This is a genomic window from Roseateles sp. L2-2, assembly GCF_050613215.1.
Classification (GTDB): Bacteria; Pseudomonadota; Gammaproteobacteria; order Burkholderiales; family Burkholderiaceae_C; genus Roseateles; species Roseateles noduli.
Genome location: NZ_CP192509.1, coordinates 3,926,045 through 3,950,977, shown reverse-complemented (window position 1 = coordinate 3,950,977; position 24,933 = coordinate 3,926,045). Strand labels below are relative to the sequence as shown.

General features: G+C 68.7%; 25 protein-coding genes. 10 read left to right on the top strand and 15 right to left on the bottom strand.

Features of this window, described 5'->3' with window-relative positions:
• Nucleotides 1-65: 65 nt before the first annotated feature.
• Together ACQZ13_RS17685 and ACQZ13_RS17680 are read left to right on the top strand one after the other, a co-directional pair.
• Nucleotides 66-1,991: a diguanylate cyclase domain-containing protein gene (locus tag ACQZ13_RS17685; protein WP_431046686.1), complete on the top strand. Its 1,926-nt coding sequence runs from the start codon at nucleotides 66-68 to the stop codon at nucleotides 1,989-1,991.
• A gap of 69 nt (nucleotides 1,992-2,060) precedes the next feature.
• On the top strand, nucleotides 2,061-2,444 hold the full coding sequence (locus tag ACQZ13_RS17680; protein WP_431046684.1) for a DUF427 domain-containing protein: 384 nt from the start codon (nucleotides 2,061-2,063) through the stop codon (nucleotides 2,442-2,444).
• Nucleotides 2,445-2,461: 17 nt separating this feature from the next.
• On the opposite strand, the gene ACQZ13_RS17675 is transcribed toward ACQZ13_RS17680, so the two are convergent.
• Genes ACQZ13_RS17675 through ACQZ13_RS17665 form a run of 3 tightly spaced genes read right to left on the bottom strand, consistent with a single transcriptional unit; the run spans nucleotide 2,462 to nucleotide 4,084 of the window.
• Nucleotides 2,462-2,977 (bottom strand): hypothetical protein, encoded by a 516-nt coding sequence (locus ACQZ13_RS17675; RefSeq protein WP_431046682.1) that lies wholly within the window; start codon nucleotides 2,975-2,977, stop codon nucleotides 2,462-2,464.
• A complete protein-coding gene (locus ACQZ13_RS17670) occupies nucleotides 2,938-3,339 on the bottom strand; it encodes a nuclear transport factor 2 family protein (RefSeq protein WP_431046680.1) in 402 nt (133 codons plus the stop codon). Before ACQZ13_RS17670 ends, ACQZ13_RS17675 begins: the two co-directional genes overlap by 40 nt.
• A gap of 1 nt (nucleotide 3,340) precedes the next feature.
• Entirely contained in the window at nucleotides 3,341-4,084 is a 744-nt protein-coding gene (locus ACQZ13_RS17665) for a DUF695 domain-containing protein (RefSeq protein WP_431046678.1), read from the bottom strand.
• Nucleotides 4,085-4,260: 176 nt separating this feature from the next.
• On the opposite strand from ACQZ13_RS17665, the gene ACQZ13_RS17660 reads away from it, so the two are divergent.
• The 5 genes from ACQZ13_RS17660 (at nucleotide 4,261) to ACQZ13_RS17640 (ending at nucleotide 8,237) form a co-directional block, all read left to right on the top strand.
• Nucleotides 4,261-4,953: a 2OG-Fe(II) oxygenase gene (locus ACQZ13_RS17660; RefSeq protein ID WP_431053269.1), complete on the top strand. Its 693-nt coding sequence runs from the start codon at nucleotides 4,261-4,263 to the stop codon at nucleotides 4,951-4,953.
• 4 nt (nucleotides 4,954-4,957) lie between these two features.
• Nucleotides 4,958-5,608, top strand: coding sequence for a DNA oxidative demethylase AlkB (gene alkB / locus ACQZ13_RS17655; protein WP_431046676.1), 651 nt, complete (start codon nucleotides 4,958-4,960; stop codon nucleotides 5,606-5,608).
• A 145-nt stretch (nucleotides 5,609-5,753) separates the two neighbouring features.
• Entirely contained in the window at nucleotides 5,754-6,875 is a 1,122-nt protein-coding gene (ada, locus tag ACQZ13_RS17650) for a bifunctional DNA-binding transcriptional regulator/O6-methylguanine-DNA methyltransferase Ada (RefSeq protein WP_431046674.1), read from the top strand.
• Nucleotides 6,872-7,510 carry a 2OG-Fe(II) oxygenase gene (locus ACQZ13_RS17645; protein ID WP_431046672.1) on the top strand — a complete coding sequence of 213 codons (639 nt, stop codon included), beginning with the start codon at nucleotides 6,872-6,874 and terminating at the stop codon, nucleotides 7,508-7,510. The genes ada and ACQZ13_RS17645 overlap by 4 nt, the downstream gene beginning before the upstream one ends.
• 7 nt (nucleotides 7,511-7,517) lie before the next feature.
• Nucleotides 7,518-8,237: a 2OG-Fe(II) oxygenase gene (locus tag ACQZ13_RS17640; RefSeq protein WP_431046670.1), complete on the top strand. Its 720-nt coding sequence runs from the start codon at nucleotides 7,518-7,520 to the stop codon at nucleotides 8,235-8,237.
• On the opposite strand, the gene ACQZ13_RS17635 is transcribed toward ACQZ13_RS17640, so the two are convergent.
• Nucleotides 8,230-8,529: a hypothetical protein gene (locus ACQZ13_RS17635; RefSeq protein ID WP_431046668.1), complete on the bottom strand. Its 300-nt coding sequence runs from the start codon at nucleotides 8,527-8,529 to the stop codon at nucleotides 8,230-8,232. The two genes, ACQZ13_RS17640 and ACQZ13_RS17635, sit on opposite strands and share 8 nt — an antisense overlap.
• A 179-nt stretch (nucleotides 8,530-8,708) precedes the next feature.
• Here ACQZ13_RS17635 and ACQZ13_RS17630 point away from each other — a divergent pair, with 179 nt between their 5' ends.
• The gene (locus tag ACQZ13_RS17630) at nucleotides 8,709-9,275 is read left to right on the top strand and encodes a hypothetical protein (protein ID WP_431046666.1); all 567 of its coding nucleotides are present in this window, start codon (nucleotides 8,709-8,711) and stop codon (nucleotides 9,273-9,275) included.
• 83 nt (nucleotides 9,276-9,358) lie between these two features.
• Here the strand turns inward: ACQZ13_RS17630 and ACQZ13_RS17625 are convergent, their stop codons facing one another.
• From ACQZ13_RS17625 to ACQZ13_RS17605, 5 genes are all read right to left on the bottom strand, one after another.
• A complete protein-coding gene (locus tag ACQZ13_RS17625; protein ID WP_431046664.1) occupies nucleotides 9,359-12,178 on the bottom strand; it encodes a hypothetical protein in 2,820 nt (939 codons plus the stop codon).
• Between the two features lie 128 nt (nucleotides 12,179-12,306).
• A complete protein-coding gene (locus tag ACQZ13_RS17620; RefSeq protein WP_431046663.1) occupies nucleotides 12,307-13,062 on the bottom strand; it encodes a hypothetical protein in 756 nt (251 codons plus the stop codon).
• Nucleotides 13,063-13,144: 82 nt separating this feature from the next.
• Nucleotides 13,145-16,231: a protein kinase domain-containing protein gene (locus ACQZ13_RS17615; protein ID WP_431046661.1), complete on the bottom strand. Its 3,087-nt coding sequence runs from the start codon at nucleotides 16,229-16,231 to the stop codon at nucleotides 13,145-13,147.
• Between the two features lie 76 nt (nucleotides 16,232-16,307).
• Nucleotides 16,308-16,862: an ECF-type sigma factor gene (locus tag ACQZ13_RS17610; protein ID WP_088407414.1), complete on the bottom strand. Its 555-nt coding sequence runs from the start codon at nucleotides 16,860-16,862 to the stop codon at nucleotides 16,308-16,310.
• Between the two features lie 109 nt (nucleotides 16,863-16,971).
• The gene (locus ACQZ13_RS17605; RefSeq protein ID WP_431046658.1) at nucleotides 16,972-17,919 is read right to left on the bottom strand and encodes a hypothetical protein; all 948 of its coding nucleotides are present in this window, start codon (nucleotides 17,917-17,919) and stop codon (nucleotides 16,972-16,974) included.
• A gap of 215 nt (nucleotides 17,920-18,134) precedes the next feature.
• On the opposite strand from ACQZ13_RS17605, the gene ACQZ13_RS17600 reads away from it, so the two are divergent.
• Complete coding sequence (locus ACQZ13_RS17600; protein WP_431046657.1) at nucleotides 18,135-20,618, top strand: hypothetical protein; 2,484 nt, start codon at nucleotides 18,135-18,137, stop codon at nucleotides 20,616-20,618.
• A 33-nt stretch (nucleotides 20,619-20,651) separates the two neighbouring features.
• On the opposite strand, the gene trhA is transcribed toward ACQZ13_RS17600, so the two are convergent.
• Nucleotides 20,652-21,323 carry a PAQR family membrane homeostasis protein TrhA gene (gene trhA / locus ACQZ13_RS17595; protein WP_431046655.1) on the bottom strand — a complete coding sequence of 224 codons (672 nt, stop codon included), beginning with the start codon at nucleotides 21,321-21,323 and terminating at the stop codon, nucleotides 20,652-20,654.
• Nucleotides 21,320-21,655 (bottom strand): hypothetical protein, encoded by a 336-nt coding sequence (locus tag ACQZ13_RS17590; RefSeq protein ID WP_431046653.1) that lies wholly within the window; start codon nucleotides 21,653-21,655, stop codon nucleotides 21,320-21,322. The genes trhA and ACQZ13_RS17590 overlap by 4 nt, the downstream gene beginning before the upstream one ends.
• Before the next feature lie 139 nt (nucleotides 21,656-21,794).
• Here ACQZ13_RS17590 and ACQZ13_RS17585 point away from each other — a divergent pair, with 139 nt between their 5' ends.
• Nucleotides 21,795-22,157: a 5-carboxymethyl-2-hydroxymuconate Delta-isomerase gene (locus ACQZ13_RS17585; RefSeq protein ID WP_431046651.1), complete on the top strand. Its 363-nt coding sequence runs from the start codon at nucleotides 21,795-21,797 to the stop codon at nucleotides 22,155-22,157.
• A gap of 15 nt (nucleotides 22,158-22,172) precedes the next feature.
• Here the strand turns inward: ACQZ13_RS17585 and ACQZ13_RS17580 are convergent, their stop codons facing one another.
• From ACQZ13_RS17580 to ACQZ13_RS17565, 4 genes are all read right to left on the bottom strand, one after another.
• Nucleotides 22,173-23,354: a serine hydrolase domain-containing protein gene (locus ACQZ13_RS17580; protein ID WP_431046649.1), complete on the bottom strand. Its 1,182-nt coding sequence runs from the start codon at nucleotides 23,352-23,354 to the stop codon at nucleotides 22,173-22,175.
• A gap of 75 nt (nucleotides 23,355-23,429) precedes the next feature.
• Nucleotides 23,430-23,822, bottom strand: a complete 393-nt coding sequence (locus ACQZ13_RS17575) for a BLUF domain-containing protein (RefSeq protein WP_431046647.1) — start codon at nucleotides 23,820-23,822, stop codon at nucleotides 23,430-23,432.
• Between the two features lie 142 nt (nucleotides 23,823-23,964).
• A complete protein-coding gene (locus ACQZ13_RS17570) occupies nucleotides 23,965-24,459 on the bottom strand; it encodes a GNAT family N-acetyltransferase (RefSeq protein ID WP_431046645.1) in 495 nt (164 codons plus the stop codon).
• Nucleotides 24,460-24,525: 66 nt separating this feature from the next.
• Nucleotides 24,526-24,924, bottom strand: a complete 399-nt coding sequence (locus ACQZ13_RS17565) for a RidA family protein (RefSeq protein ID WP_431046643.1) — start codon at nucleotides 24,922-24,924, stop codon at nucleotides 24,526-24,528.
• Nucleotides 24,925-24,933: the final 9 nt, after the last annotated feature.

The window sequence follows — 24,933 nt, the reverse complement described above, 5'->3', positions numbered from 1 at the left end:
AAACACCTCGTGGCCGACGGCGCGCGCCCGTTCCGGCGGCTTCGGGGCTGAGGCACCATCCGGACATGCCGCTTTCCGATCCGCAACAGTACGTCGACGGGGCCGTCCGACGCCGGCGCCGCATGACGGCGTGGCTCGCGGGCGCGAACCTGACCGTCGCGCTGGTGCTGGGCGCGCTGGTGGCGCATGTGCTCGCCACGTCGCATCGCGCCTATGAGGCGCAGGCGCGCGATGTCTCCGAAGGCCTGGCGGCCGTCGCGCAGATGAACGTCGCCGCGGAGCTCGGGCGCGTCGACGCGATCCTGCGCGCCACGGCTGCGGAACTGGAGCGGCTGCTGGCGGCGCCGGGCGGCACGCCGGACGCGGTGATCAACGACGTGCTGCATGCGCGCTTCAAGCTGCTTTACGGCATCGACGCTTTCCGCGCCGCCGACGTCACCGGCGTGGTGCGTTGGGGTACGCAGCTGCCGGCGGGGGCGCCGACGCGCATCACCGATCGCGACTACTTCATCGCCGCGCGCGATCTGTCCAATCCCGGGACCAAGGTCAGCGGGCCGCTGGTGTCGCGGGTGTCGGGACGCTGGGTGATCGGCTTCGGACGTCCGCTGGTCGTGGGGGAGCGCTTCGCGGGTTTCGTCTACGTGACCGTGGGCGTCGACCACTTCCGGCACCTCTTCGAGCGTTACGAGCTCGCGCCCATGGACGCGATGACGTTGCGCCGCGACGACCTGCGGCTGGTGGCCCGGATGGCGCCGGACAGCCCGTCGCAGGGCGAGGTCGGCGACGCGACCGTCACCGACAAGCTGCGCGCGATGCAAGCCGCGCATCCGCGCCAGGGGACCTTCGTGTCGACGGTGATGATCGACGGGCAGAGCCGCACCAGCTCGTACCGCGCGGTGGACGACTGGCCCTTCGTCGTCTACGCCGGCGTGAACAACGAGCGCTTCTTCAAGCCCTGGCGCCAGCAGGCCTGGACGGTGGCCTCGCTGGCGGCGCTGGCGTGGCTGCTGGTGGCGCTGGCGACCTGGCAGGTGCATCGCGCCACGCGCCGCCAGGACCGGGCGATGCAGGCGCTGGCCGACCAGGGCAAGCGGATCCAGGCGCTGCAGCGGGAACAGACGGCGATGCTCGACAGCGACCTGGTCGGCATGGCGAAGATCGCGCGCCGCACCATCACCTGGCGCAACCGCGCGGTGGAACGGCTGCTCGGTTACGGCCCCGGCGAGCTGCAGGACATGCCCGCGCGGGTCTTCTACTGGGACGACGCGCAGTACGAGGACGTCGGGCGGCAGGTCTATTCGGCGCTGGCCGAGCACGGCTACTACCGCTCGCAGATCCGGATGCGCAGCAAGTCCGGCGCGGCGGTGTGGGTGGACTTCGGCGCGGTGCCGCTGTCGGAAACCGAGATCTTCGCGATGGCGGTCGACATCACCGCGATGAAGGCGGCGCATGAAGACCTGGCGCATGCGGCCTTCCACGATGCGCTGACGCAGCTGCCCAACCGTGTGCTGCTCTACGACCGGATCGAGCAGGCGCTGGCGATGGCGCGGCGCGAGCGCACGCAGGTGGCCGTCTGCTACCTGGATCTCGACGGCTTCAAGGCCGTCAACGATGCGCAGGGGCACGATGCCGGCGACCAGCTGCTGCAGACGGTGGCGGCCCGCCTGATCGCGAACATCCGGCCGCTGGACACGGCGGCGCGCCTGGGCGGCGACGAGTTCGTGCTGGTGCTGACCTGTCTCGAGTCCGACGAATGGCGCCCAGTGCTGGCGCGCGTGGTCGACGCGATCGGCGAGCCCGTCGTGCTGTCCTCCGGTGCGCGGGTGACGGTGGGCGTCACCGCCGGGGTCGAGGTGTTCTCGCCGGACGACGAGTCCGGCGCGCACGAGCTCATCGAGCGCGCGGATCACGAGATGCTGCGAGGCAAGCGCGACGGCAAGGGCCGCGTAAGGGCCGGCCAGGCATTGCCGGGGGCGCAAGCGGGCCGTTGATCCGATCGCCGGATGAAGGCATGCCGATTGCTCGGTGACGGTTCCCACAACCGTCATCGAGGTCCCGTCATGAGCAAGTCCCCCGGTCATCGCCTGCATCCCGAGCACAAGGTGAAGGAGTCCCCGGTCGCCGAACGCATGATCGCCGTGTTCGCCGGCCAGACCTTGGCGGATTCGCGCGATGTCGTGCGCGTCGACGAGGACGGCCATCCGCCGCGGTTCTACTTCCCGCGCGGGGATGTGCGGCAGGATCGGCTGAAACGGACGGAGACCTCGACCGAATGCCCGTTCAAGGGCACGGCGAGCTACTTCGACATCGACCTTGGCGATCAGAGCGCCAAGGACGCCGTGTGGTCCTATGAGGAGCCCTACGACGAGCACCAGGGACTCAAGGAACGCATGGCGTTCGATGAATCGAAGTCGGACGAACTGGTGGTGAGCAGCCTGCCGTGAGGGGGCGCCGCGGCTTGCTAGCGGCGACGGTGGGACTTCCAAGTCTTCTTGAACAAGGACGCGAGGGCTGTCAGCCCAACGCCGCCCGCGAGCACGGCGGCAAGGAAGTGCCACCAGAACGACGTGCTCCGCGCGGCCTCGACCTGCACCAAGGTCGCGATCGGCTTGCCATCGGCCTCCAAGGCCCACAACGTGGGCTGGCAATCCGCGGGTTGGTCGAAGCGGATCCGGACGGCGCGGGCGGTCTGGATCGTCGACCAGGCGCTCCTCACGTCCGGATCCGGATCGCGGTAGGTGAACGTGACGCTCGGTTGGCCGACCTGCAGCCTGAACCCGGTGAGTTGCTGCCGGGTGTAGATCGGCTCCCTGTCGACGATGACGCCGCTGATGAACTGGAGCGACTCCGGCGGCTGTCTCTCGATCGTGAGCGCCATGGCCAAGAAGAGCGCGGACAGCGCCAGACTCACGATGGCGAGGGCGACTGGGCGCTTGTTCATGACGCGGCGGTCGGGAGTGCGGTCGCCTTGGACCACACAGCCATCCAGCCGGATTCGCGGCGCTCGTAGACGTCCATGTGCCAGCAGTCGACGACCTTGCCCGACGGGAAGCTCAGTCGCGCGCGGTAGCGGATGACGGCGAGGTCCGCGGACGCGCGGACCTGCATGTCGCTGTGTTCCCAGCCGGAGTAGAAGGGCGCTTCGGCGATGAGCGCGAGATACTCGTCGCGTCGGAAGAGGCGACCCGCCGGCGAGATGAGCTCGTATTCCGGCGCGTGCAGCGATTCGATGATCGCCATGTCGCGCTCGACGATGGCGCGGGTGCGGCGGATCTCCAGCGCGGGGAAGAAGTCCTCGGGGTCGAGGGCGTTGGTCGGGTCGTCGGTTCGATCGTTCACATCAGCGCTCGACAGTGCAACCCCAGCCGTCATAGTCGCCGCCATGGCGATGAGTGGCTTCGAAGATCGGACGAGTCACCTCGTCGATGCCCTGCATCGACGGCACGTCCACGCGAGAGACCTCCACGCTGATCGTGTCGTCTTCCTCGTCGTGCCTGGGCTCGTCCTTGATGTGGTAGCCGAGCGGGCGGACATCGTCGATGAATGCGGCCGCCGAGGCCGCATCCCTGAAGTAGGCCAGATGGTCGATCTCGCGAGGCGTCGTCAGCGCGTCGCCGTTCTCTTGGAGTTGCTCGCAGACGCCGCGGTTCAGTATCCGCTGGCGGTCCCAGGGGCCGGGCAGGAGGAAGTTCATGTAGCTCGACCACTCGGGGTCTTCGCGCGTGCCGGTCTGGAACTGATAGTCGCCGAAGGGCGCCATCGCCGAGGCCGTGCGCGCTTCCCACGTGTCAGGTGCCGAGACGTAGAAGTAGAAATCCCGGCAGCCGTCAGACGTGTTGCGGCCGACGAAGGCGGTGTGCTCGTCGCAGAGCGCGTCGGTCAGCGCGTCTTCGATGACGATGAGCTGGTCGAATTCGGCCTTGCTGGAAAGCCCGTCATCGCGCGGCTGGCGCATGCGCAGGCGCAGGTAGGCCATGTGCGGAAGATCCTTCCGCGGAGCGAAGGCTTTGGCGCCGAGGTCCACGTAGAGAGAGGCTGGCTTGCCGTCGACAAGCGCGGAGTAGAAGTCCCAATCGTCGGTCATGAGATGGCCGTGTCGCGGAGTGGAAGTCGACGCGGATCATAGAGGTGTGAGATGAATCGCTCTCCTGGCCACGCACCGCGCGCAAATGGGACCTGGATTCAATCGCAAGGATCGGAGTGTCTGAACGCCTGCGCGTTCCTAGACTGCGTTCATCCCATCGACTTGAAGGAAATGAGATGACAGATGTCGCTGTCTGGGGCGCCGTTGAGCGGTCGCTGGACGCCTGCGGCAATGCCGTCCTGCCTGGCGTGCTGACGGCCGCCCAGTGCCGTCAGATCGCTGACCTGTATCCGCAGGAGGACCGCTTCCGGACGAAGATCGTGATGGCCCGCCATGGCTTCGGCCGCGGCGAGTACAAGTACTTCGCCTATCCGCTGCCGCCGTTGCTCGGCGAGCTGCGTCACGCGCTGTATCCGAGGCTGGTGCCCATCGCCAATCGTTGGAACCAGCGACTCGGTATCGACGTGAGCTATCCCGACGCGTTGACGGACTTCCTGCAACGATGTCATCGCGCAGGACAGACGCGCCCCACGCCGCTGATCCTTCAATACGAAGAAGGCGACTACAACTGCCTCCACCAGGACCTCTACGGCGAGCAAGTGTTCCCGCTGCAGGTCGCGATCCTGCTGTCGCGCCCCGACGAGGACTTCACCGGTGGCGAGTTTGTGATGACGGAAACACGTGCGGGCCAACAGCGCGCGGATGTCGTTCCGCTGTCGCAGGGCGACGGCGTGGTGTTCACCGTGAATCAACGTCCGGTGGCGGGGCAGCGGGGGCAAACTCGTGCCGTCGCCATGCGTCACGGCGTCAGCCGGATCCGCAGCGGCCGACGCCATACGGTGGGATTGATCTTTCACGATTCGAGGTGACGACGTGAGCACACGGGGACTGTTCGACGACATGGGCTTGGACGGCGTCCACGAGCTGGGCCCGCGCGCCTGCGTGTTGCGTGGGTTCGCCCGGCCTGTCGCGGGCGATCTGCTGAAGGCGATCAACGAGGTGGCGCGGATCTCCGCGTTCCGGCATCTGGTGACTCCCGGCGGCTACACGATGTCCGTCGCGATGACCAATTGCGGCGCGCTCGGGTGGACGTCTGATCGACGGGGCTATCGGTACTCGGCGATCGATCCCTACACCGGTTCGCCGTGGCCGGCGATGCCGGACTCGTTCAAGCGCCTCGCCCACGACGCTGCGGCGGCAGCCGGCTTTGAAGCCTTCGAGCCCGATGCCTGCCTGATCAACCGCTACGCGCCTGGCGCGAAGCTGAGCCTTCATCAGGACAAGGACGAACGGGACCTCGGCGCACCGATCGTCTCCGTGTCGCTGGGCATGCCGGCGGTCTTCCTGTTCGGCGGCTTGCGACGCGATGACCCGACCGCGAAAGTGCCGCTGTTCCACGGCGACGTCGCCGTGTGGGGCGCCGAGGATCGCCTGCGCTATCACGGCGTCATGCCGTTGAAGGACGACCCGCATCCCGATCTCGGCAGCTACCGGATCAACCTGACGTTCCGCAAGGCGGGCTAGGCGGCCGGCTCGCAGCGAGCCGCAGTCCGTCCGAAGGAAGAGGGCTGGGATCCGGGAAGAGACCGACGCACACGAATTCGATCGCAAGAAACGAGGTGCCTGCGATCAGGCGCCGTCGGACACTGCGTTCACAGGATTGAAGACCATGAACACCACCAAGCACCTTCTGACTGAAGAAAGCGCCGAGCGCGTCGAGCGCGCGGACGACTACGCCGACGACGCGCAGCGTTGGGCAGCCGTGCAGGCGCGCGACGCCCGCGCCGACGCGTATTTCGTCTACGCCGTCCGCACGACCGGCGTCTACTGCCGGCCGAGCTCGTCAGCCCGCCTGCCCAAGCGCGAGAACGTCGAGTTCTTCGCCAACGAGCAGGCCGCCGAAGCCGCCGGCTACCGCGCGAGTCAGCGCGCATCCGGTGATCGGACCGCCATGGCCAGACAGCACGCGGCGGCGATCGCGAAGGCCTGTCGCATGATCGAGCGCGCGGAAACGCCGCCCAGCCTCGATGAACTGGCCGACGAGGCGGGCATGAGTCCGTTCCACTTCCATCGCATCTTCAAGGCCGAGACGGGGCTGACCCCGAAGGGCTACGCGTCGGCGTTCCGCGCGAACAAGCTGCGGCAGGAGCTGGGCCAGAAGGGCGCGAAGGTCACGAATGCGATCTACGAGGCCGGCTTCAACTCCAACAGCCGCTTCTACGCGGAGGCCGACAACATGCTCGGCATGCAGGCGCGCGAGTACCGCGCCGGTGCGCCCAACATGCAGATCCGCTTCGCGGTGGCGCAATGCTCGCTCGGCGCGATCCTGGTCGCGCAGAGTCAGGTCGGAATCTGCGCCATCCTGATGGACGACGATCCCGAGCGACTGGTCGAGGACCTGCAGGACCAGTTCCCGAAGGCGGAGCTGATCGGCGGCGATGCCGACTTCGAGCTGCTGGTGGCGCAGGTCGTCGGCTTCATCGAGGCGCCGTCGCTCGGCCTGAACCTGCCGCTGGACGTGCAGGGCACGGCCTTCCAGGAGCGGGTCTGGCAGGCACTGCGCGAGATCCCGCCCGGCGTGACCGTCAGCTACGCGCAGGTCGCGGCGCGCATCGGCCAGCCGAAGGCAGTCCGCGCCGTCGCGCAAGCCTGCGGAGCGAATCCGCTGGCGGTCGCCATCCCGTGCCATCGCGTGGTGCGTCGCAACGGCGAGCTGTCCGGCTATCGCTGGGGCGTCGACCGCAAGCGCGAGCTGCTGCTGCGCGAGGCCGGGCAGGGCGCCCAGTCATGAGCGTGAGGGACGCCGTCGATCGATTGGACTGGCCTCGCATCGAAGCGCAGCTGAACGAAGAAGGCTGCGCTGTCCTGCCTGGCGTGCTGGGCGAAGGGCTGATCGCCGAGTTGCTGTCGGCACGTCCCGACGTCATCGCGGACCTGCGCAAGCACTTCTACGAACGCCTGGTCCCGACTGCCAACCACTGGAACGCCGTGCGCGAGATCGATCACACCTACCCGGACACGCTGGCCGAGTGGATGGCGCAATCCGGCGGTGCGGCGGTCGATGCGACCGGCGACTCGGCTCATTCGCGCCTCACACGCCTGCGCATCGATGACTACGAGCCGCTTCGCCAGTATGGGGAGCGGCCGAACGCGTTCCCATTGCAGCTCGTGGCCTTGCTCAACGAGCCCGGGAATGACTTCACCGGCGGCGAGTTCGTCCTGACCGAACAGCGACCTCGCATGCAGTCCCGGCCCATGGTGCTGCCGCTTCGGCGCGGCGATGTCGCCGTCCTCGCGGTGGCGCATCGCCCGCACAAGGGCACGAAGGGCTACTACCGCGTGAGCCTGAAGCATGCGATCAGCCGCGTTCGAAGCGGCGAGCGAGTCGGGATAGAGCTGCTCATCGACGAAGCGACAGTGGCGTGAGGTCGATATGAGAGCGATCGAAACGCCGCAGGACCTTGTCACTGCGTTGGACTGGAGCGACGTCGAGGACGATCTGGGGCAAGACGGTTTCGCCGTCCTGCCTTCGTTGCTGACGCCCACGCAATGCGCCGACGTCGCCGGCTACTTCCCGGCGGACGAGCGCTTTCGCAGTCGCATCGTCATGGAGCGCTACGCGTTTGGGCGGGGCGAGTACAAGTACTTCAGCTATCCGTTGCCCGATGTCGTCGGCGCGTTGAGACACGCCCTCTACGAGCCCTTGGCGCCCATCGCCAACCGATGGCACGAGGCCATGCGCATCAGCGAGCGCTTCCCGCCGACTCACGACGAGTTCCGCGCCATCTGCCATGCGGCCGGCCAGCGACGGCCGACGCCGCTGTTACTGAGGTACCAGCCCGAAGACTACTGCTGTCTGCACCAGGACCTCTACGGCGATCACGTCTTCCCGTTCCAGGTCATCTTCCTGCTGAACGAGCCGGGACGCGACTTTGAAGGCGGCGAGCTCCTGCTGACGCAGAGCGACTCAAAGGGGGCAGGTCGTGCGGACGTGGTGCCGCTGCGGCGGGGCGATGCGGTGGTGCTCGCCGTCAACCATCGTCCGGTGCGCTCGACGCGCGGCTTCCATCGCGCGAGTCTGCGGCACGGCGTCAGTCGGCTGCATTCGGGACTGCGGCACACGCTGGGCATCATCTTTCACGACGCTAAATGAAACCCTGGGCTGCTCCCTCAGTTCCCGTTGTCAGCCAGGACGAGAGAAGCAGGAGGATGCCGTTCTCATCGAGCCCGATCAACTGAACTTCATGCACGCGCTCCTGCTTCTGGTCGGGCAGGGCTCGCCACAGCGTCAGCCAGCCCTCACGATGGTCGCAGACAACTTCGAGGTGGTCGGACGGCGTGCGGACGCGAGCGCGCCAGTTGCCGAAGAAGCCGGGGTGATCCTCGAAAACGAGCACCTGTGCGCCAGCGCTGCGGATGCAGCCGTAGAGGGCGGTTTGATCCATGGAGGGATTCTGCCGTTTGGGTTCGCTCTTGCTGCTGACCTGCCTCCATCAGGCAGCCCTGGCTACACTTCAGGCTTCCGCTTCTGGAAGTCCGGGTGAATCTCGGCTTTCCCGGAGCGGGAACCCTTAATGGCAGGCGATGGGACTCGAAAAATCATCAACCAAGTTAAGGCGTTTTCATGAAGAAGATCATTTCGCTGTTTCAGCGCAATTACGAGGGCAACCGCAAGGTCCGCGACGAAGTCACGCCCGACGCCCGATGGGTGCTCGAGGGTGAAGGCCAGGCCACCCGCAAGTGGGACGGTCTGGCCGTGATGGTCAAGGACGGCGCGGTGTTCAAGCGCTACGACGCCAAGACCGGCCGCACGCCGCCCGCGGGGTTCATCCCGGCTCAGCCGAGCCCGGACCCGGTGAGCGGTCACTGGCCGGGCTGGGTGGCGGCGGAGGGACCGGACTCGCGCTACATCCACGAAGCCGTGGAAGCGGCGGCGGTGCGGTACCCGCAAGGCGTTCCGGACGGCACCTACGAGGTCTGCGGACCGCGCATCGGCACTCGCCACGGCGCGAATCCGGAGAACCTCACCGAGCACGTGCTCATTCCGCACGGCGAGGATGTGCTGGCGGATGCGCCGCGGACCTTTGCCGGGCTGATGGCGTACCTGCGGGACAAGCCGATTGAAGGCATCGTGTGGCATCACGAAGATGGCCGCAGGGTGAAGATCAAGAAGGCGGACTTCCCGTTCTGATAGGTGTCTTGAAGGAGGAGCTTCGGCTCCTCCTTTTTTTGTGGGCGTCGTCTGTCCGATTCAGACCTTCGCCATCCCGCCGTTCACTCCTTCCACATCCTCCCGGACCAGTCCGAGAACGTCTTCAGGCGTTGAGCTTCGGCGCCGTGGTTGCGCGCCGAGATCACGCTCCAGGTGATGTACTGCTCGCTGGTCCAGTCCACCCAGCCACCGACCAGATGCTGCTGGCCTTTGCTGTTGAGCGGCAGCGGCGTGCGCTTCGCATCGAGGCAGAACCGGAAGCCTGACTTGATCTCCGGCTCGCTGCCGAAGAGCGCGTTCGGATCGCAGCGGCGCCACTGCTCGTAGGTCGTGTTCGCGTACATCGCGTTGTAGAGCGAGATCGAGCTGTTGATGAACATCAGATGCAGCCCCGGCGTCACGTCGTCGAGCATTCTGAATCTCGACTTCTCCCAGCTCTCCGGCCCACGGTCGACCACCTCGCCGACACCCAGCTTGTGGATCGCCAGCGAAGCGCGGCTGCGGTGTCCTTCGTTGCGGAACAGGTCCGTTGGCGCGGCGGGATCGGGCTTGTTGAACGACAGGTTCGTGTTGGCGAGCTGCGCCAGCTTGGTCCGCACCTGGAAGTAGCGCGCCAGGTGCGACGCCGACACCTGCGACGGCGCCTTGGCCGTCATCAGGTCGTCCACGACCGCGGTCGTGAAGCCCATGTGGTACGGCCAGTCCATCGGACCTTCCGACGCTCCGGCCCAACCCGGGTTCATCGTCATCTGCAGCTGGTACCACTGGTTGGTCCGGTAGTACGAGGTCAGCCTGGGCTCCCACGAGAAGTAGAACTCGCGCTTGCCCTGCTGGGTCTGCTCGTCGACGTAGAGCATGTGAGGCGCCATGTAGAACACGCTCGGCCAACTGAACGGCCAGCCGCGCTTCTCGCCTTCACCGACCCACTTGCCGCTCGCGTCCTTTTTGCCGTGGAACGACGCGGGCTGGGCTTCGAGCCCGTATTCATGGGCCAGTTCCCACTGCTTGACGCCCATCCAGTGGAGCATGCCGAACATGGCGCGTTCGATGAACGCTTCCTTGCTGTAGCCGGCCTTCGCGTTCGGATACAGCGCCGTCGCTGAGGACTGCGTCGAGGACGACAGCAAGGCCTGCAGCTTGCGGCCGCCGATCTCCGCGCCGAAAGGCTGCGAGGGATTCGACGACACGCGGCTGCCGCGACCGCCGCCCACGACGTCCAGCGTCTTCATGCCCGGGTCGGTCAGCCAGTACATCGCCCGTTCGCGCTGGTCGGCGGTGAGGTGACTCCAGTCGCCGTACACGCCGTTCGGATTCTTGTTGGCCTGCAACCAGTCGGCGATGCGCTTGAACACCTTGATCGGGTTGGAGCCTGTATCGCCTTGCGTCTCGAACAGACCCTGGCTCTGGCCCGCGTCCGGCGTCCAGATGTCCAGCGGATGCGTGATGGGCAGCCACGCGTTCCAGTCGGGCAGTTGCAGCGGGATGGGCATCTCGCGCGTGTTCAGCACCTTGCCCGGGCTCGGATCCATGGCGGCGTCGAGCTCGGCCTGCGTCACCGCAGCCGTGCTGTTGGCGGCCTTGCCAGCGAAGACGTTGACGAAGGACTTCGCGTCCGGGAGCACCGCGTCGATGCCGGCACCGGCGGCCCATTCGACGACGGGCTTGCTGTCGAGTCCCGGACCCGGCTGGTACGGCGGATTCCAGGGCGTGGCCTGCGGCACGTGCGGCACGTTGGCCAGCGCCGCGCGCAGGTAGGCCGCGATCTGCTTGCCTTGGGTTTCGCTCAGGCCGTGGAAGCGCGAGCGCTGGACGATCGAGTTGTTGGAGTAGTTGAAGTACTGCAGGTCGCGACCCGTGGCCGCATGGCAGGACGCGCAGGCGGCGCGCATCTTGGTGTTGACCACCGGAGACTTCAGCAGCAGGCCGGAGGCGTTCCAGAGGGCCTTGCCCGCGTCGGCGTCGGCGGTCCAGGTCTTGCCGGCAGTCTTCTCAGCGGAGATGTCGGCCCAGCGGCGCGGGTTGGTCGCGACGTTGCGACCGCTCGCGTCCTGCAGCTGCAGGTCGAGGATGCGGAAGCCGTTGGAGTTGCCGTCGGTGCCGTTGAAGCGGAACTCGATGCGGTTGGTGGCGGGGCTCGCGACCAGGCGCGCCCGCGCGGTGCTGTCGAGCGGCACGCGGAAGCGGATGGTCAGCAGTCCGCCGTTGACGCCGCCGTGCGAGCGCTCGATCTCGTCGAGCTGCACGCCGGTGTCGCTGATGGGGATCCAGGCCGCCGCGCTGCTGTTGTTGGCGTTGGCGGCACCGACCACGCGCAGGCTGCCGGCGATGGCCGTCAGCGGCTTGCTGAGCGCTTCGAACTCGGGCGAGTTGTAGAAGCCGCAGCGGTGGCAACGGATCACCAGTTGCGTCGCGGTCGACAGCGATGCGGCGTCGATCGACAGCTCGGCGCCAACCACCGTCGGCGCATCGGGCGCGCCGGCGCCAAGCACTTCGATGGGCAGCGTGAGCGTCGGAGCCGGATCGGGAGACGGTGCGGGCGCAGGAGACGGCGCGGGGCTAGGCGCGGGAGCAGGGCCCGGTGCTGGCGAAGGTGCCGGGGAGGGCGCGGGCTCCGGTGCGGGGCTGGGAGCCGGCGCTGGTCCAGGAGCAGGCGCCGGTTCGGGAGCGGGTGCGGGAGCCGGCGAAGGCGCGGGCGCTGGAGAAGGCGCAGGCGCGGGTGCAGGCGAGGGCGCCGGCGCAGAACCCAGCGTATCGGTCGGATCCTTCTGCGACCCCGTCGCATCCCCACCGCCGCAGGCGCTCAGCAGCACGCTGAAGGCCAGCGCGATCGTCGTCGACGCGGCCTGGAGCTTGCCGAAGCTCGGGCTGATGGGATCGTGCATGCTCTTCTCTCGCGGATGTCTGTCTGGATTGATTCCATTTTTTTCCGCGCGATGAAGGCGCCTCCGACCGGTAGACGCAAGAGCTGCAAACAACGGTAAGCGTCAAGCGACGCGCTACCTCTCAGGAGTTAGGCGCGAGCGGTCTCGCCTCTGGTGTGGCTGCCTGGTCGGCCTTCTGTGCGGCCTTCTGTGCGGCCTCCTATGCGGCCCTCTGTGCGGCCCGCCGTGACCGATCCGCGCGGCGCATGACCCGCATGCATCGCCCGGCGCGACGGCATCGTGAGCAGGATCGCCGCAATGCCGAGTGCCGCCCCCGCCGGCACGTCCAGCACATGGTGCTGGTACGTCGTCAGCACCGAGACCCCGATCAGCGCGAACCACGCGTGCAGCGCCAGGGCCCACCCGCCGCGTGCCACCGGCGAAAAGCGCGCCCACATCAGCACCAGCACGCCGATGTGCAGCGACGGCGCGCGGTTGTAAGGCATGTCGCAATGGCCGAGCAGGTCGAACATCAGACCGATGACGCCGTCGGTCGGCGGTCGCTCGAAGGTGAAGCGCAGCGGGAAGGCTGCGTAGCAGAGGACCGACACGATCAGCACGAGGAGCAGTCGCAGCACGTGGCGCCGCAGGCGCCCGGCGTCCGCGTCGATGAAGAACGACAGCGCGAAGAAGACGCAGATCGAGAGGTAGGGCACCACCGTCCAGTCCACGAAGGGAATGCCGCGTTCCCACGCGAACACGCCGGCGCCGACATCGGTCCGCAGGCTCGTCATGTGGTTGGAGGCCGTGTAGAGCGCGGCATAGGCCGTCGAGGTCGCCACGGCGCAGGGCAGGGGCCGCCACGCTTCGGGCCACGGGATCGGGAATGGGATCGGGAGGCGCATCGGGATCTCCGCCGCAGGCAACCTCGCCCGCCTATCCCTGATTACGAGATCCCGTCCCCGAAACGGACATCGCCGCGCGAGATCACGGCGCTTGAACTTGTTGGCGTTGCGCGGCGCGAATCGCGCGAACCTGTTCGAGCGAGCGGTCGGCGTCGGCATCGCGGCGCAGCGCGCGCTGCGCCTGCGCCAATGCGTCGAGCGCATCCGCCACGGCGGGGCTCAGCGCAGGGTCGTAGATCGCGCGATGCAATTGCACGGCCTCCTGCAGCACCGGCTCCGCTGTCTCTGCCTTCTGCTGTTGAAGCAAGGCCTGGCCCAGCACCAGCGTGGCGCTGGCCTCATGGTCGCGTTGGTAGTCGGCATTGCGGCCGCTCCGGATCGTCGCAAGCGCTTGCCGGGCCTGCGACTCCGCCACAGCCGCATGGCCGGCGTTGAGTTCGAGCCAGGCGGATTCCGCCTGCTCCGCCACGGGCTCGCTCGCCGCGGGAGCGGGCGGAAGCTTCCTCGTCGCGCGCTGTGTCTGGAAGCCTGCGAGCGCCTCCTTCGCCTGACCGCTCTGCACCTGCCAGCGCCGCAGCGCGAGGCTGTAGAGCCGCCCCGGCGGCTTGCCGGCGGGTGTCGCCTGCCGCTGGCGCTCCAGCAGCGTGTGCGCGTCGGCCAGTCGACCGAGGCTGGTCAGCGCCATCGCGCGGTCCGTGAGGATCTGCTCGTCCATGCCGTCGGGCGGATGGGGCGTCCCCAGCACCGAGACGTCGTCGCCGCTGACGGCCAGCGCGGCCTGCGTCTGGCCGTAGCTGGCGAGCGAGCGCGCCTGCCACATCCGCACCCAGCGGCGCTGCGGAAGGTCGGCCGCGGCGGTCCCGCTCCATCGCCATGCGGGCGCAAGCGCCGCCAGGCCGTCGCGGAAGCGCCCCGCCTGGTTGAGGAAGATCGCGTAGTGCGTCTGCGTCTCCGCCACGCGGACCGCGTTGGCGTTGCGCGCGACCTCCGCCTCCATGCCTTTGCGCAGGCTGGTTTCGGCCTCGGCGTATCGACCCTGCGCGCGTTGCGCATGACCGAGGAATCCGTAGATCAGCGACAGATCGCCCGCGCCCAGCGGCGGGTTCGCTTCGCAGAGCTGCACGGCCTCGGCATACGCGCGCTCTGCGCGCTCGAACGACTTGCTGAACAACGCCGCGTCGCCGAGGATGCGCAGCACCATCAGCAGATCGGCGTTGGCACGAGAGCCTCCATTGACGACGGCGGTGGGGTCGTCGCTGCTGCTGCTGCTGCTGGCGTTGGCGCCGGACTTGCCTTGTCGCGCGATCGCCAGCGCGCGTTTGGCGAAGGCCATCGCCGCTTCCGGCTTGGCGCGCCGGTTCAGCGAGGCCTGTCCGATCTCGACCTGCAGCCGGGTCGGCGAGTCGACGTCCTGCCGCGCGTCGAGGATGGCCGTGGCGTCCTTCAACAGCGTGGCGGCTTCGTCGCGTTTGGTGTCGAGCGCGAGCGCATTGGCCAGCGCGGCCATCGCGAGCACGGTCTCGTCGCTGGTCGGTCCGTGCAGTTCACGTGCCAGGGTCAGGCGCTCGCGCTGCAGGTCGACCTCGCGCGCGTTCAAGCCCAGGTCCTGGTACATCGACGCCAGCACGGTGAGCAGTCTCAGCCGCGCTGCCGGCGCGTCCTTGAGCTCGGCGTTGATGCGCTCGGCGCCGCGATCCAGCAGCTCGCGCGCGGTCGTGTCGCGGGCCTTCGCCGGGTCGGCCTGGTCGGCCGTGTTCGCGCGGAACACGCCTTCGAGGAAACCTTGCACCGCGCGCGCGGTGGCGGCCTCGGCCTGCGCGCGCTGCGTCTGCAACCCCGCTTGATGCGCCTGCCACAACGCCACCGAAGCGCCGACTAGCAGCGCCAGCGCGGCGACGGCGCCCGCCGCCACCGGCAGGCGGTGCCGCCGCACGAGCTTGGCCATGCGATACGCCCATCCATCGGGCCTCGCCTGGACCGGCTCGCCGTCCAGCCAGCGGCGCAGGTCCTGCGCGAAGGCGTCCATCGTCGGATACCGATCGGAGGGCGACTTCTTCAGCGCGTGGTTCAGGATCGCATCCAGGTCGCCGCGCAGTTGCCGGCGCAGCGCGCGGTCCGCGCTGGCACTCGCGACGCCCGCGTTGCCAGCGGCATCCGAGCCTGCCGTTCCTGCCGTGCCCGCGATGCTCCCGATGCTGCTCGCCAACGGAATCTCCGCCGCGGCGATCACCTCTTCGAGCTCGGCCGCGCTGCCCCGCTTGAGGCGGTACGGACGCACGCCGGCGAGCAGCTCGTAAGCCACGACGCCCATGCTGTACACATCGCTGGCCGTGCCCAGCGGATCGCCGCGGATCTGTTCGGGGCTCGCGTAGTCCAGCGTCAGCGCGCGGCCGGAGAACTCGGTCAATGCCGTGCGCATCGTGCTGTCGCCTTCGAGCAGCTTGGCGATGCCGAAGTCCAGCAGCTTCACCTGCGCGTCGCGAGTGACGAGGATGTTGCTCGGCTTGAGGTCGCGATGGACGACCAGCCGGCCGTGCGCATGCCCGACCGCCGCCATCACCTGCAGCAGCAGCGCAACGCGCTCGCGCAGCGGCAACGCGTGGGCGCGGCAGTACGCGTCGATGGTCACGCCGTCGACGTGCTCCATCGCGAGGAAGGGCCGACCCTGCGTGTCGACGCCGGCGTCGTACAGGCGGGCGATGTGCTCGTGCTCGAGCGTGCCGAGGATCTCCCGTTCCCGATCCAGCCGCTCCGCGAGGCTGTCGCCCCACACGATGCGCGGCAGCTTCAGCGCGATGCGCCGGTTCATCAGGCCGTCCGCGCGCTCGGCGAGCCACACCGTGCCCATGCCGCCACGGCCGATCTCGGTGATCAGCCGGTACGCGCCGACGCGGCTGCCCGGGCCCACGCCGTCGAAGGGCCCGGGCTTGCCGCCCAGATCGTCGGAACCGTCCGCCGCGAAGAGCCGCGGCAGCGTGTCGAGGAAGTCGTCGGTCTCCACCTCGGCTTGATGCGCGAGCAGGGTGCGCAGCGTCTCGCGATGCGCGGCGTTCTCGCCGATCAGACCTTCGAGCCAGGCTTCGCGCGCCGGCTTCGACAGATAGAGCGCCTCGTCCAGCAGCGCGCTGATCGCGGGCCAGTCGCCTTCGAATCGGGAGAGGATCGTCATGCCGCCATCCCGTCCGTCGTTCCGCTCGTCATCGCGTCCGTCATCGCACCCGCCATGACGAACCGCGGCGTCATCGTCAGTCGCGCAGCGCGTGCGCGAGCAGCAGCCGGGCCTTGTCCCAGTCCCGGCGCACCGTGCGCGCGGACAGGCCGAGCGCCTCGGCGATCTCCTCGTCTTCGAGGCCGCCGAAGTAGCGCATCTCGACCACGCGGCCCAGCCGCTCGTCGACGCGGCCGAGGTCCTCCAGGGCCGCATGCACCGCCAGGATCTCGTCCGACGCGGCGGGCAGGCCGCCGATCAGCTCGGAGTTCAAGGTGACCTGCTCGGCGTCGCCGCCGCGGCGGTCGGTCTTCGCCTGCCGCGCGGCGTCGACGATGATCGATCGCATCACCGTCGCGGCGTAGGCCAGGAAGTGCGCGCGGTCCGAGGGCGTCAGCGTCTCGCGCTGGAGGAACTTGAGGTAGCACTCGTTGACCAGGGCGGTCGTCGCCATCAGGTCGTTGCCGGATCCGCGCGACAGGCGCCGGTGGGCCACCTGCCGGAGTTCGGGGTAGAGCAGCTCGAAGATCCTGTCGAAGGCCTCGCGGTCGCCGTCGCGCGCCCGTCCGATCAACTGCGTCACTTCCCCCATGCCGTGCTTCCGTCCAAAACGAGGTAGGTGACGGCGATGGTAGCGCGCGCTCCGGGCGGTCCGTGCCGCCGGGCGTCCCCAAGTCCTGATGGGCTTGTGTCATCTCGTGTCACTCCGCCCGGCGCGAGGCGCGGGTGATCGGTGTCATCGAACGCATGGCTCTCAACGAGGGCAAGGAGGGCGAGGAGGGCGAGGAGGGCAAGGAGGGGCCGGGTGACGGCAGCCGCAACCGTACGGTGGACAGCAGGCACGCACAGGCGCAGGCGAGCGACAGCGCGGTGAGGGCGCCCGTGTGGGGCGCGAGCAGGACGAACAGGGTGCCGAAGGCCGCCTTGCCGAAGAGCCCGCCGACGTACCCGCGCAGGAAGTGCGCGGCGGCGTGGTGGCCGCCGTTGGCGTGCTCGGCCATCGCGACCGGGCCGGTGATCAGAGGCAGCGAGGAGAGCAGTCCGGCGGCGAACCCGCCCAGGGCCGGGCCGACCAGCGTGGCGATCATCGTGAGCGCGCCCGCCGTTGCGGCGACGAACCACATCGAGCGCCACATCGCGCAGAGGGGGCGTGATTCGACGCGGGCGACGAGCGGGGCCCCGTCCCTCGCGGCGACCCGTCCACGCGACACGATTTCCGCACCGAGTCGGGGCATCGCCGCGAAGGTGAGGGCGCAACTGCCGAGCGCCAGCATCAGCGCGGCGCTCAGGTCGGCGCTGGCCGCCTTCGCGGGCAGCGCCATGGTCAGCGCGCCGACGAGCCCGCAGGCCAGCGCGACGGCGCCGCCGCCGTATCGGGCGGCGCGCGCGTAGCCCAGCGCGAAGACCGCGAGCATCGCGCAGGCGGCGACGCTGCCGATGGCGGCGCTGATCGCGAAGCTCATGCCTTCGTCGTGCGCCAGCCAGGCCAGCGTCGGCGCCGTGATCGTCGGCAACGCGGCGACAAGACCTGCCACCCGGCGGCCGCCGTGCCGGGCCGCCGCCATCACCAGCAACACGGTGCCTGCGGTCAGCAGGCCCTTGAACAACTCGTCCATCGCGCTCCCCTTGGCGACGGCGGGAGAAATCACGCCGTCCTGCCCAGGTGAACGAGGTGGGCGGCCGGGGACGGACAGCGGGCTCGACCCCCAAGCAAGGGACAAGGAATCAGAGCGCCACGCCTGCCGCGTGTCCGGCGCCCGTCCGGGACTTCGTTCAGTGAGGTAGCAGGCGCTGCGAACGCGTGACGGTGTGAGGTCGCGGCGCTCCTTGTCGCCTTCAGCCCTTTCTTGATTGCGGAGTTGCCATGTTCAGTGTTGACTGGTTCCTGGTGGAACGACGGCTGCATGCCGTCCTCGTCGCCGTGCTGTGCGTCGTCCTGGTCGCGTGCGGGGGCGGCAACGATCCCGTGTCTCCTGACGGCGCAGCGCCGACGGCGCCGCCCGTGGTGACGCCGCCCGTCACACCGCCTGTCGTGACCCCGCCGGTCGTCACGCCGCCCGTGCTCACCGTCACCCAGCAGCCCGCCGACGCCGCGGTGGTCGCGGGCGCGCAGGCGACCTTCGTCGTCGCGGCGACCTGCAGCAGCGGCACGCTCAACATCCAGTGGCAGCGCAACTCGGGCGCCGACGGCGCGTTCGTCGCGATCCCTTCGGCGACGACGCCGAGCCACGTGATCACCAGCGCGATCGGCGACAACGGCGCGAAGTTCCGCGCCGCGCTCGACTGCGGCGGCGAGAGCGCCACCACCAGCACGGCGGCGACGCTGGTCGTGACCAACCCTGCGGCCGGCATCCTGTCGCCGGTGCCGTTGACCGGCCTGCGGCATCAGGCGCCGCTGTCCTTCTCGCGCGGCATCGTCCGGGAGGCCTCGGGGAGCTATGCCTTCGTCACGGGCAATTCGGTGGCGCGCATGTCGGCAGACCTCCTGTCGATCACGCCGATCGCCGGCGACGTCGCCGACTTCACCGGCGCCACGGTCGACGGCGTGGGCGCGGCGGCGCGCTTCAACCTGCCGTACGGCATCACGGCCGCCGCCGACGGCACGCTCTACGTCACCGAGCGCTACGGCTACGTGATCCGCCGCATCGGCACCGACGGCGCCGTGACGACGATCGCGGGTTCGCCGGGCCAGTTCGGCAACGCCGACGGCACGGGCAGCGCGGCGCGCTTCTATCTGCCGAGCGCCATCGCGCTGGGCCCCGACGGCGACCTGTATGTCGCGGACCGGAGCAACCAGGTGATCCGCCGCGTGACGACGGCCGGGGTCGTGACCACCTACGCCGGCACGCCGGGTTCGCCGGGCTACGTCGACGGCGCGGCCGGCTCGGCGAAGTTCAACCATCCTTCGGGGCTCGCGGTCGCCGGCGACGGCACCGTCTACGTGGCCGACTTCGACGGACTCATCCGCCGCATCTCCCGCAACGGCAACGCGGCCGGCAGCGTCGGCACGGTGGCGGGCAGCGGCTCCAGCACGATCACCGCGTCCATGGACGGCTCGGGCCTGGCGGCGACCATCGTCCTGCCGGAGCACATCGCGTTGTCCGGGAGCACGCTCTACATCCGCGACGGCGCGGGTCTGGTGCGCAAGCTCGACACCGCGACCGGGGTTGTCACGACCATGGCGGGCACCGTCGGCATGACGGTCCCCAGGGACGGCCCGCGCGGCGTGGGCTCGATGGAGACGGGCTTCCACAGCGGCGGCCTGGTCCCCATGCCGGACGGCGGGCTGCTGATCACGGAGACCACCTTCTATCTGGGGGCGGTGCGCCGCGTCGATCCGGACGGCCTGATCACCTCGCTGGCCATTGCCAACGTCTTCGGCTTCGACAACAAGTCGCCCGGCACGGGCGTGCTCGCGCAAGTGCCTTTCTCCTCGTTCGCGGATGACGCCACCGACGCCGGGCCCGCCCAATTCACCGGCAACATCTCGGTGGCGGCGTCGCCGGACGGCGGACTGGTCGTGGGGACGCGCAGGGCGGTGCGCCGCATCGCGACCAGCGGCGCCGTGAGCCCCGTCATCGGGCTGATCGGCGCCGGCACCATCGACGGCAAGGGCAGCGCCGCCGACGTGGTCACGGCGGATCAGACGATGGTGGTCGGTCCCGACGGGACGATCTACTTCTCCGACCTCTCGACCGTCCGCACGATCGACTCGACGAACACGGCACGCACGATCGCCGGGACGCCGTCGTTCTACGGCGACCCGTCAGGACAGGGGCAGGGCGCGGTCGACGGTCCCGGCGCCACCGCGAAGTTCACCAACATCACGGGTCTTGCCCGCGCGGCCAACGGCGACCTGTACGCGTCCGATTCGCAGAACTACGCCATCCGCCGGATCGATCCGGCCGGCAACGTCAGCACGTATGCCGGCGTGATGAAGGAGCGGGGGACGGACGACGGCACGCGGGCGACCGCGCGCTTCACGATGCCGCTGGACCTGGCGCTGGCGCCCGACGGCACGATGTGGCTGCTCGACGGCGGCCGCGGCGACACGCCCACGGTGCGCCGAATCGCGCCTGACGGCACCGTCAGCTCGCTGCCGGCGAAAGCGCGGCGGCTGGCGGTCGATCCCGCGGGCAACATCTACGTCATCACGCTGGCCGGCGACCTGGCGAGCCTGGATCCGGCGACCGGCGCGATGACGGTGCTGGTGCAGGCGGGACAGCGGCTCGTCTTCGGCAGCGATCCGCGCATCGGCATCGACGCGAGCTGGGCCTTCGCTGCGGTGGGCGTCAAGCAGCTGGTGTTGATGTCGGATCAGCAACTGATCCGGGCGACGTTGCCGTGAGGGCCGCCGTCGAGGACGCGCGGCACGTTGGCATCAGGAGTACGCGTAGAACAACGCGGCGAAGAAGTGGCAGACGCTGCCGCCCAGCACGAACAGGTGCCAGACGAAGTGGGCGTAGCGCACCTTGTTGTCGAGCAGGAAGACGATGGCGCCCAGCGTGTAGCTGAGGCCGCCGGCGACCAGCAGCGCAAGACCCGGCCCCGGGGTGCGCTCGATCAGCGGTCCGATGGCGAAGACGACGACCCAGCCCATGGCGAGGTAGAGCGCCGTCGACACCAGCGGATGGCGCAGCCGGTTCAGCAGCTTGATCGTGACGCCGAAGGCGGCCGCGGCCCAGACGGCGATGAGCAGCGTCACGCCCGGCCCGGAGTGCAGCACGCCCAGGGTGAAGGGCGTGTAGCTGCCGGCGATGAAGACGTAGATGGCGGCGTGGTCCAGGCGCATCAGCCAGGCCTTCAGGCGGCCGTTGGCCAGCTTGGCGGGCAGGGCGTGGTACAGCGTGGAGATGCCGTACAGCAGGATGCCGGTGGACGCGAAGATGGCGGCGGCCGCGACGTCCGCGGCCTCGCCGTGGTTCATCGCCCGGATCACGAGGATGGGCAGCGCAGCGATGGCCAGCAAGGCGCCCAGCCCGTGGCTGATGGCGTTGGCGATCTCTTCGCCCAGGGTCTGGGGGCGGTCGACGAGGAGGGAACGAGCGGTCATGAGGCAGGTCGTTTGAACGGGCGGACAGTCCAATGATCGCTCATCGGCGCCTGGTCGATGCGGCCGGGTGCATCGGGGCTCCCGCGCGGGCGCGGCGTCACCTGCTCGATCCAGACCGTCTCGGAGGGATGGTGCTCCTCGATCGTGTTGAGCGCATCGTCAAGGCGCCCAGGTTCCGCGATCGAGTAGACAAATCGGGTGACGTTGCGCGGCGCATTAGCCGCGAACTCGGCATGCGTGATGGCGTCGCTGCCGCACCAGATGAAGTCGTCGTCTTTGGCCTGCTCCAGAGCCCGGCTCAGGCCAGCCGCAGTGACCGCGAGGTAGATCATGGGTCGTGATGCTACTGCGCACGGCCATGCACGAACGGATGCTGTGCGCGGATGCTTGATCCAAGGACAGGTCTTGTGAGTGCGGAACGGCGGTTCCTCTCAGGTCGGCCTACCATGGCGAAAATTCTGGAGTTCCGCCTTGCCTCACTTCACCCTGCACCACAGCGCCAACCTGTCCGACCTCGACGTGAATCGCTGCCTCGCCGCGGTGAACGCTGCCCTCGCGGCGTCGGGCCACTTCGAGGAAATCGACATCAAGAGCCGGGCGTTCCAGGCGGAGCAGTTCCTCGTCGGCGTGGAAGCGCGCGGACGCGCGTTCGTGGCCGGCACCTTGTCCGTGCTGACCGGGCGCAGCGATGAAACGCGGCGCGAGATGGGCGCGATCGCCTTGAAGGCGCTGGTGTCCAACATCCCCGCCACGTCGGAACTCCACATCCAGGTGTCCGTCGAGATCGTGGAGATCCAGCGGGAAACCTATGCGAAGGCGGTCATCGCCGGGTGAGCCGGCCGAGCCGCCCTAGGCTCCCGTCAACGCCTGATACGCCTTCCGCTTGAACCTCAAGCCATAAGGGTGCGCGTATCCGAAGTAGCGCTGGGTCAGCAGCACCGCCGCGACGTTCAGGCGCGGATTGATCCACCACAGCGTGCCCGCGAGGCCGCCCCAGCCGACTTCTCCGGCGGCCTCGGGCGGCTCGCCCCGATCGGCGAAGGCGCGCACCGCCGAGCCCAGACCGAACAGCCGCCCCGGCGTCGGGGGCGCGTCATCGAAGCGCACATGCAGCCCCGGTGCGAGCTGGTTGCTGAACATCATCTCGATCGTGGCGGGCTTGAGCAGCGTCGGACCGCCGGGGATCAGGCTCTGGATCAGGCGGATGGAATCGTCGAGCGTGCTCACCAGTCCGCCGCCGCCGGACTCCAGCGGTGCGCGCTGGACATAGGCGCCGGGGTAGGGCTTCTCGTCGACGCGCGGCAGGCCGGGCTTGTCGGGGTCGTTGAAGTCCGTGCCCTCGTAAAGCACCGTCAGCCGGTCGCGCTTCGATGGCGGCACCCAGAAGTCCGTGTCCACCATGCCGAGCGGCTCGAAGATGTGCCGCGCCAGGAACTCGCCGAAGTGCTCGCCGCTCACCACCTCCACCAGTCGTCCCAGCACGTCCATGGACACCGAGTACTCCCACTGCGTTCCGGGATGGAAGATCAGCGGCAGGTCCGCCAACGCCTTCATCATCCCCGCCAGATCGCGACGGTGATCGAGGACGCGGGCTTGGTTGTAGGCGTCGTACATCGGAGAGCCGGGATCGAAGACGCCGTAGGTGAGGCCCGAGGTGTGCGTCAGCAGATGGCGCGCGGTGATCGGCGTCCGTGCGGGCTCGGTGTCCGACAGGTCGCGCGCGCCAGGGCGCAGGACGCGACGGTTGGCGAGCTCGGGAAGATGGCGGTCGACGGGATCGTCCAGACCGAGCCGACCCTGCTCCACGAGCAGCAGGACGGCGCAGGCCGTGATCAGCTTGGTGCTGGAGAACATCCGGAAGATGTGGTCCTCGCGCAGCGCGATGCCGGCCTCGCGGTCGGCGGCGCCGTAGCAGAAACGATCCACGACCGTGCGTCCACGCAGCAGCGCGGTCGCCACGTTGGGCAGGAACTGCTGGTCGACCTCGGCTCGCAAGGAGGCGTGCAGGGCGTCGAAGGGGCTATCCGTCATCTGGTCTTCCCGGCGTTGAAGCGGGGACTGTAAATCCCTGCGGGAAGACGTGTTCTCCGGGCGATTTCAAGTCATTCAGCGAGGATCTTCGGCATGCTGCCGCCGCAGCCGCTCCAGCAGGGCGCTCGCATCGGAGCCGCCCTGCCGGGCTTCGACGGTGAGGCGCGCAGACTCGTCGTCGACGAGGAGCTCCATGCTCCAGCGGTCGAAATGGCGCAGCAGGGTCCGCTCGTCGAGGATGAGCCGGACATCGGCGTGGCGACTGTCGGCTTGAATGCGCTGCAGGGTCGCTTCGACGGCCTCGGAGGTGCCTTCGAGCACTTGCGCGAAGAGCCCAGGCGCGAGGGCCAGGACGCCGGTGACGTCGAGCCGGCGGTTGTTCATCCGCGCCTTGGCGACGATCTGCTTCAGTATCTCGTCGGTCACGCCAGGAGCGATGGTGCTGATGTAGAGGATTCGACGAAGCATGGGACCTGCTGAGACTTGCCTGGGTGATGACCCGTCAGCTTAGAGCCACCAGGCCGCTCACCTCGACCGCGTTTCCGGAACTCGCGGTAAACGGCACGAAGTGTCCAAGGAACCGCCGACTTGAGGGTGGCGCGAGGTCCTCTCAAACCAGCAGCAACCCCAGCACATGCTCGTCGACATAGTGCGCCTGTTCGGCGCGCTTGTAGAAGTCGCGGAGCGTCCCTTCGACGACGAACCCGAGCCGCTTGTAGAACGCCAGCGCCTGGGCGTTGTCGGTCTCGGCGTAGAGCTCGACGCGACGGATGCCGGCGTCGCGGAAGTGGCGCAGGGCGTCGTCGATCATGGCGCGGCCGACGCCCTGGCCGTGGCGGCAGGGATCGACCGCCAGCGTGCCCAGCAGGAGCACGTGGCTCACGCGGCCCGGATACCGCGTCGCACGGTAGAAGCCGGCGATCTCGCCGTCCACTTCCCAGATCCAGAAGGCGCCGCTGCGCACGAGTTCCTCGAAGATCGGCACGAAGGCCGCGAGGTCCATCGGCTCGTAGGTCAGATAGGGATCGACCTTGGGATGCGAGTAGATCGCGAAGACCGGTTCGAGGTCTTCAGCGCGGGCGAGGCGTCTTGCGGGGCTGGTCATCGGGAGATCCACTGGGGGCAGTCGTTGCCCCCCAGTGTCCCTCAGGTCCCTTCAGACAGCCTGAGGTCACCCAGCTTCCGGCAGCTTTGCGATGACCTTGATCTCGAACTGGAAGCCGGAGAGCCACGTGACGCCGATGGCTGTCGCAGTCGGGTAGGGCGCCTCGCCCCAGAACTCGGCGGCGACTTCCCAGGCGCGCTCGAAATGGGTGTGCGGGTCCACCATGAAGACCGTCACGTCGATGACGTCGACGAAGCTGCAGCCGGCCTCGGCGAGGATCGCATTCAGGTTCTTGAAGGCCAGGCGCACCTGGGCGTCGAGCTCCGGCTCGGGCGAGCCGTCGGAGCGGCTGCCGACCTGACCCGACACGAACAGCAGGCCGTTGGAACGAATGGCGGGGGAGTAGCGGTGCAGCGCGTACAGGGCGTGGCGGTCGGGCGGGGAGACGACGTCGCGAGCGGTCATGGGGGACAG

Bases quoted from the DNA above. Each gene is read 5' to 3' on its own strand.
- ACQZ13_RS17600 (WP_431046657.1), top strand. From the start codon at position 18,135: ATGTTCAGTGTTGACTGGTTCCTGGTGGAACGACGGCTGCATGCCGTC.
- ada (WP_431046674.1), top strand. From the start codon at position 5,754: ATGAACACCACCAAGCACCTTCTGACTGAAGAAAGCGCCGAGCGCGTC.
- ACQZ13_RS17625 (WP_431046664.1), bottom strand. From the start codon at position 12,178: ATGCACGATCCCATCAGCCCGAGCTTCGGCAAGCTCCAGGCCGCGTCG.
- ACQZ13_RS17660 (WP_431053269.1), top strand. From the start codon at position 4,261: ATGACAGATGTCGCTGTCTGGGGCGCCGTTGAGCGGTCGCTGGACGCC.
- ACQZ13_RS17580 (WP_431046649.1), bottom strand. From the start codon at position 23,354: ATGACGGATAGCCCCTTCGACGCCCTGCACGCCTCCTTGCGAGCCGAG.
- ACQZ13_RS17565 (WP_431046643.1), bottom strand. From the start codon at position 24,924: ATGACCGCTCGCGACGTCGTCTCCCCGCCCGACCGCCACGCCCTGTAC.
- ACQZ13_RS17645 (WP_431046672.1), top strand. From the start codon at position 6,872: ATGAGCGTGAGGGACGCCGTCGATCGATTGGACTGGCCTCGCATCGAA.
- ACQZ13_RS17630 (WP_431046666.1), top strand. From the start codon at position 8,709: ATGAAGAAGATCATTTCGCTGTTTCAGCGCAATTACGAGGGCAACCGC.
- ACQZ13_RS17640 (WP_431046670.1), top strand. From the start codon at position 7,518: ATGAGAGCGATCGAAACGCCGCAGGACCTTGTCACTGCGTTGGACTGG.
- ACQZ13_RS17615 (WP_431046661.1), bottom strand. From the start codon at position 16,231: ATGACGATCCTCTCCCGATTCGAAGGCGACTGGCCCGCGATCAGCGCG.
- ACQZ13_RS17610 (WP_088407414.1), bottom strand. From the start codon at position 16,862: ATGGGGGAAGTGACGCAGTTGATCGGACGGGCGCGCGACGGCGACCGC.
- ACQZ13_RS17635 (WP_431046668.1), bottom strand. From the start codon at position 8,529: ATGGATCAAACCGCCCTCTACGGCTGCATCCGCAGCGCTGGCGCACAG.
- ACQZ13_RS17685 (WP_431046686.1), top strand. From the start codon at position 66: ATGCCGCTTTCCGATCCGCAACAGTACGTCGACGGGGCCGTCCGACGC.
- ACQZ13_RS17680 (WP_431046684.1), top strand. From the start codon at position 2,061: ATGAGCAAGTCCCCCGGTCATCGCCTGCATCCCGAGCACAAGGTGAAG.
- ACQZ13_RS17620 (WP_431046663.1), bottom strand. From the start codon at position 13,062: ATGCGCCTCCCGATCCCATTCCCGATCCCGTGGCCCGAAGCGTGGCGG.
- ACQZ13_RS17570 (WP_431046645.1), bottom strand. From the start codon at position 24,459: ATGACCAGCCCCGCAAGACGCCTCGCCCGCGCTGAAGACCTCGAACCG.
- ACQZ13_RS17575 (WP_431046647.1), bottom strand. From the start codon at position 23,822: ATGCTTCGTCGAATCCTCTACATCAGCACCATCGCTCCTGGCGTGACC.
- trhA (WP_431046655.1), bottom strand. From the start codon at position 21,323: ATGACCGCTCGTTCCCTCCTCGTCGACCGCCCCCAGACCCTGGGCGAA.
- ACQZ13_RS17590 (WP_431046653.1), bottom strand. From the start codon at position 21,655: ATGATCTACCTCGCGGTCACTGCGGCTGGCCTGAGCCGGGCTCTGGAG.
- ACQZ13_RS17665 (WP_431046678.1), bottom strand. From the start codon at position 4,084: ATGACCGACGATTGGGACTTCTACTCCGCGCTTGTCGACGGCAAGCCA.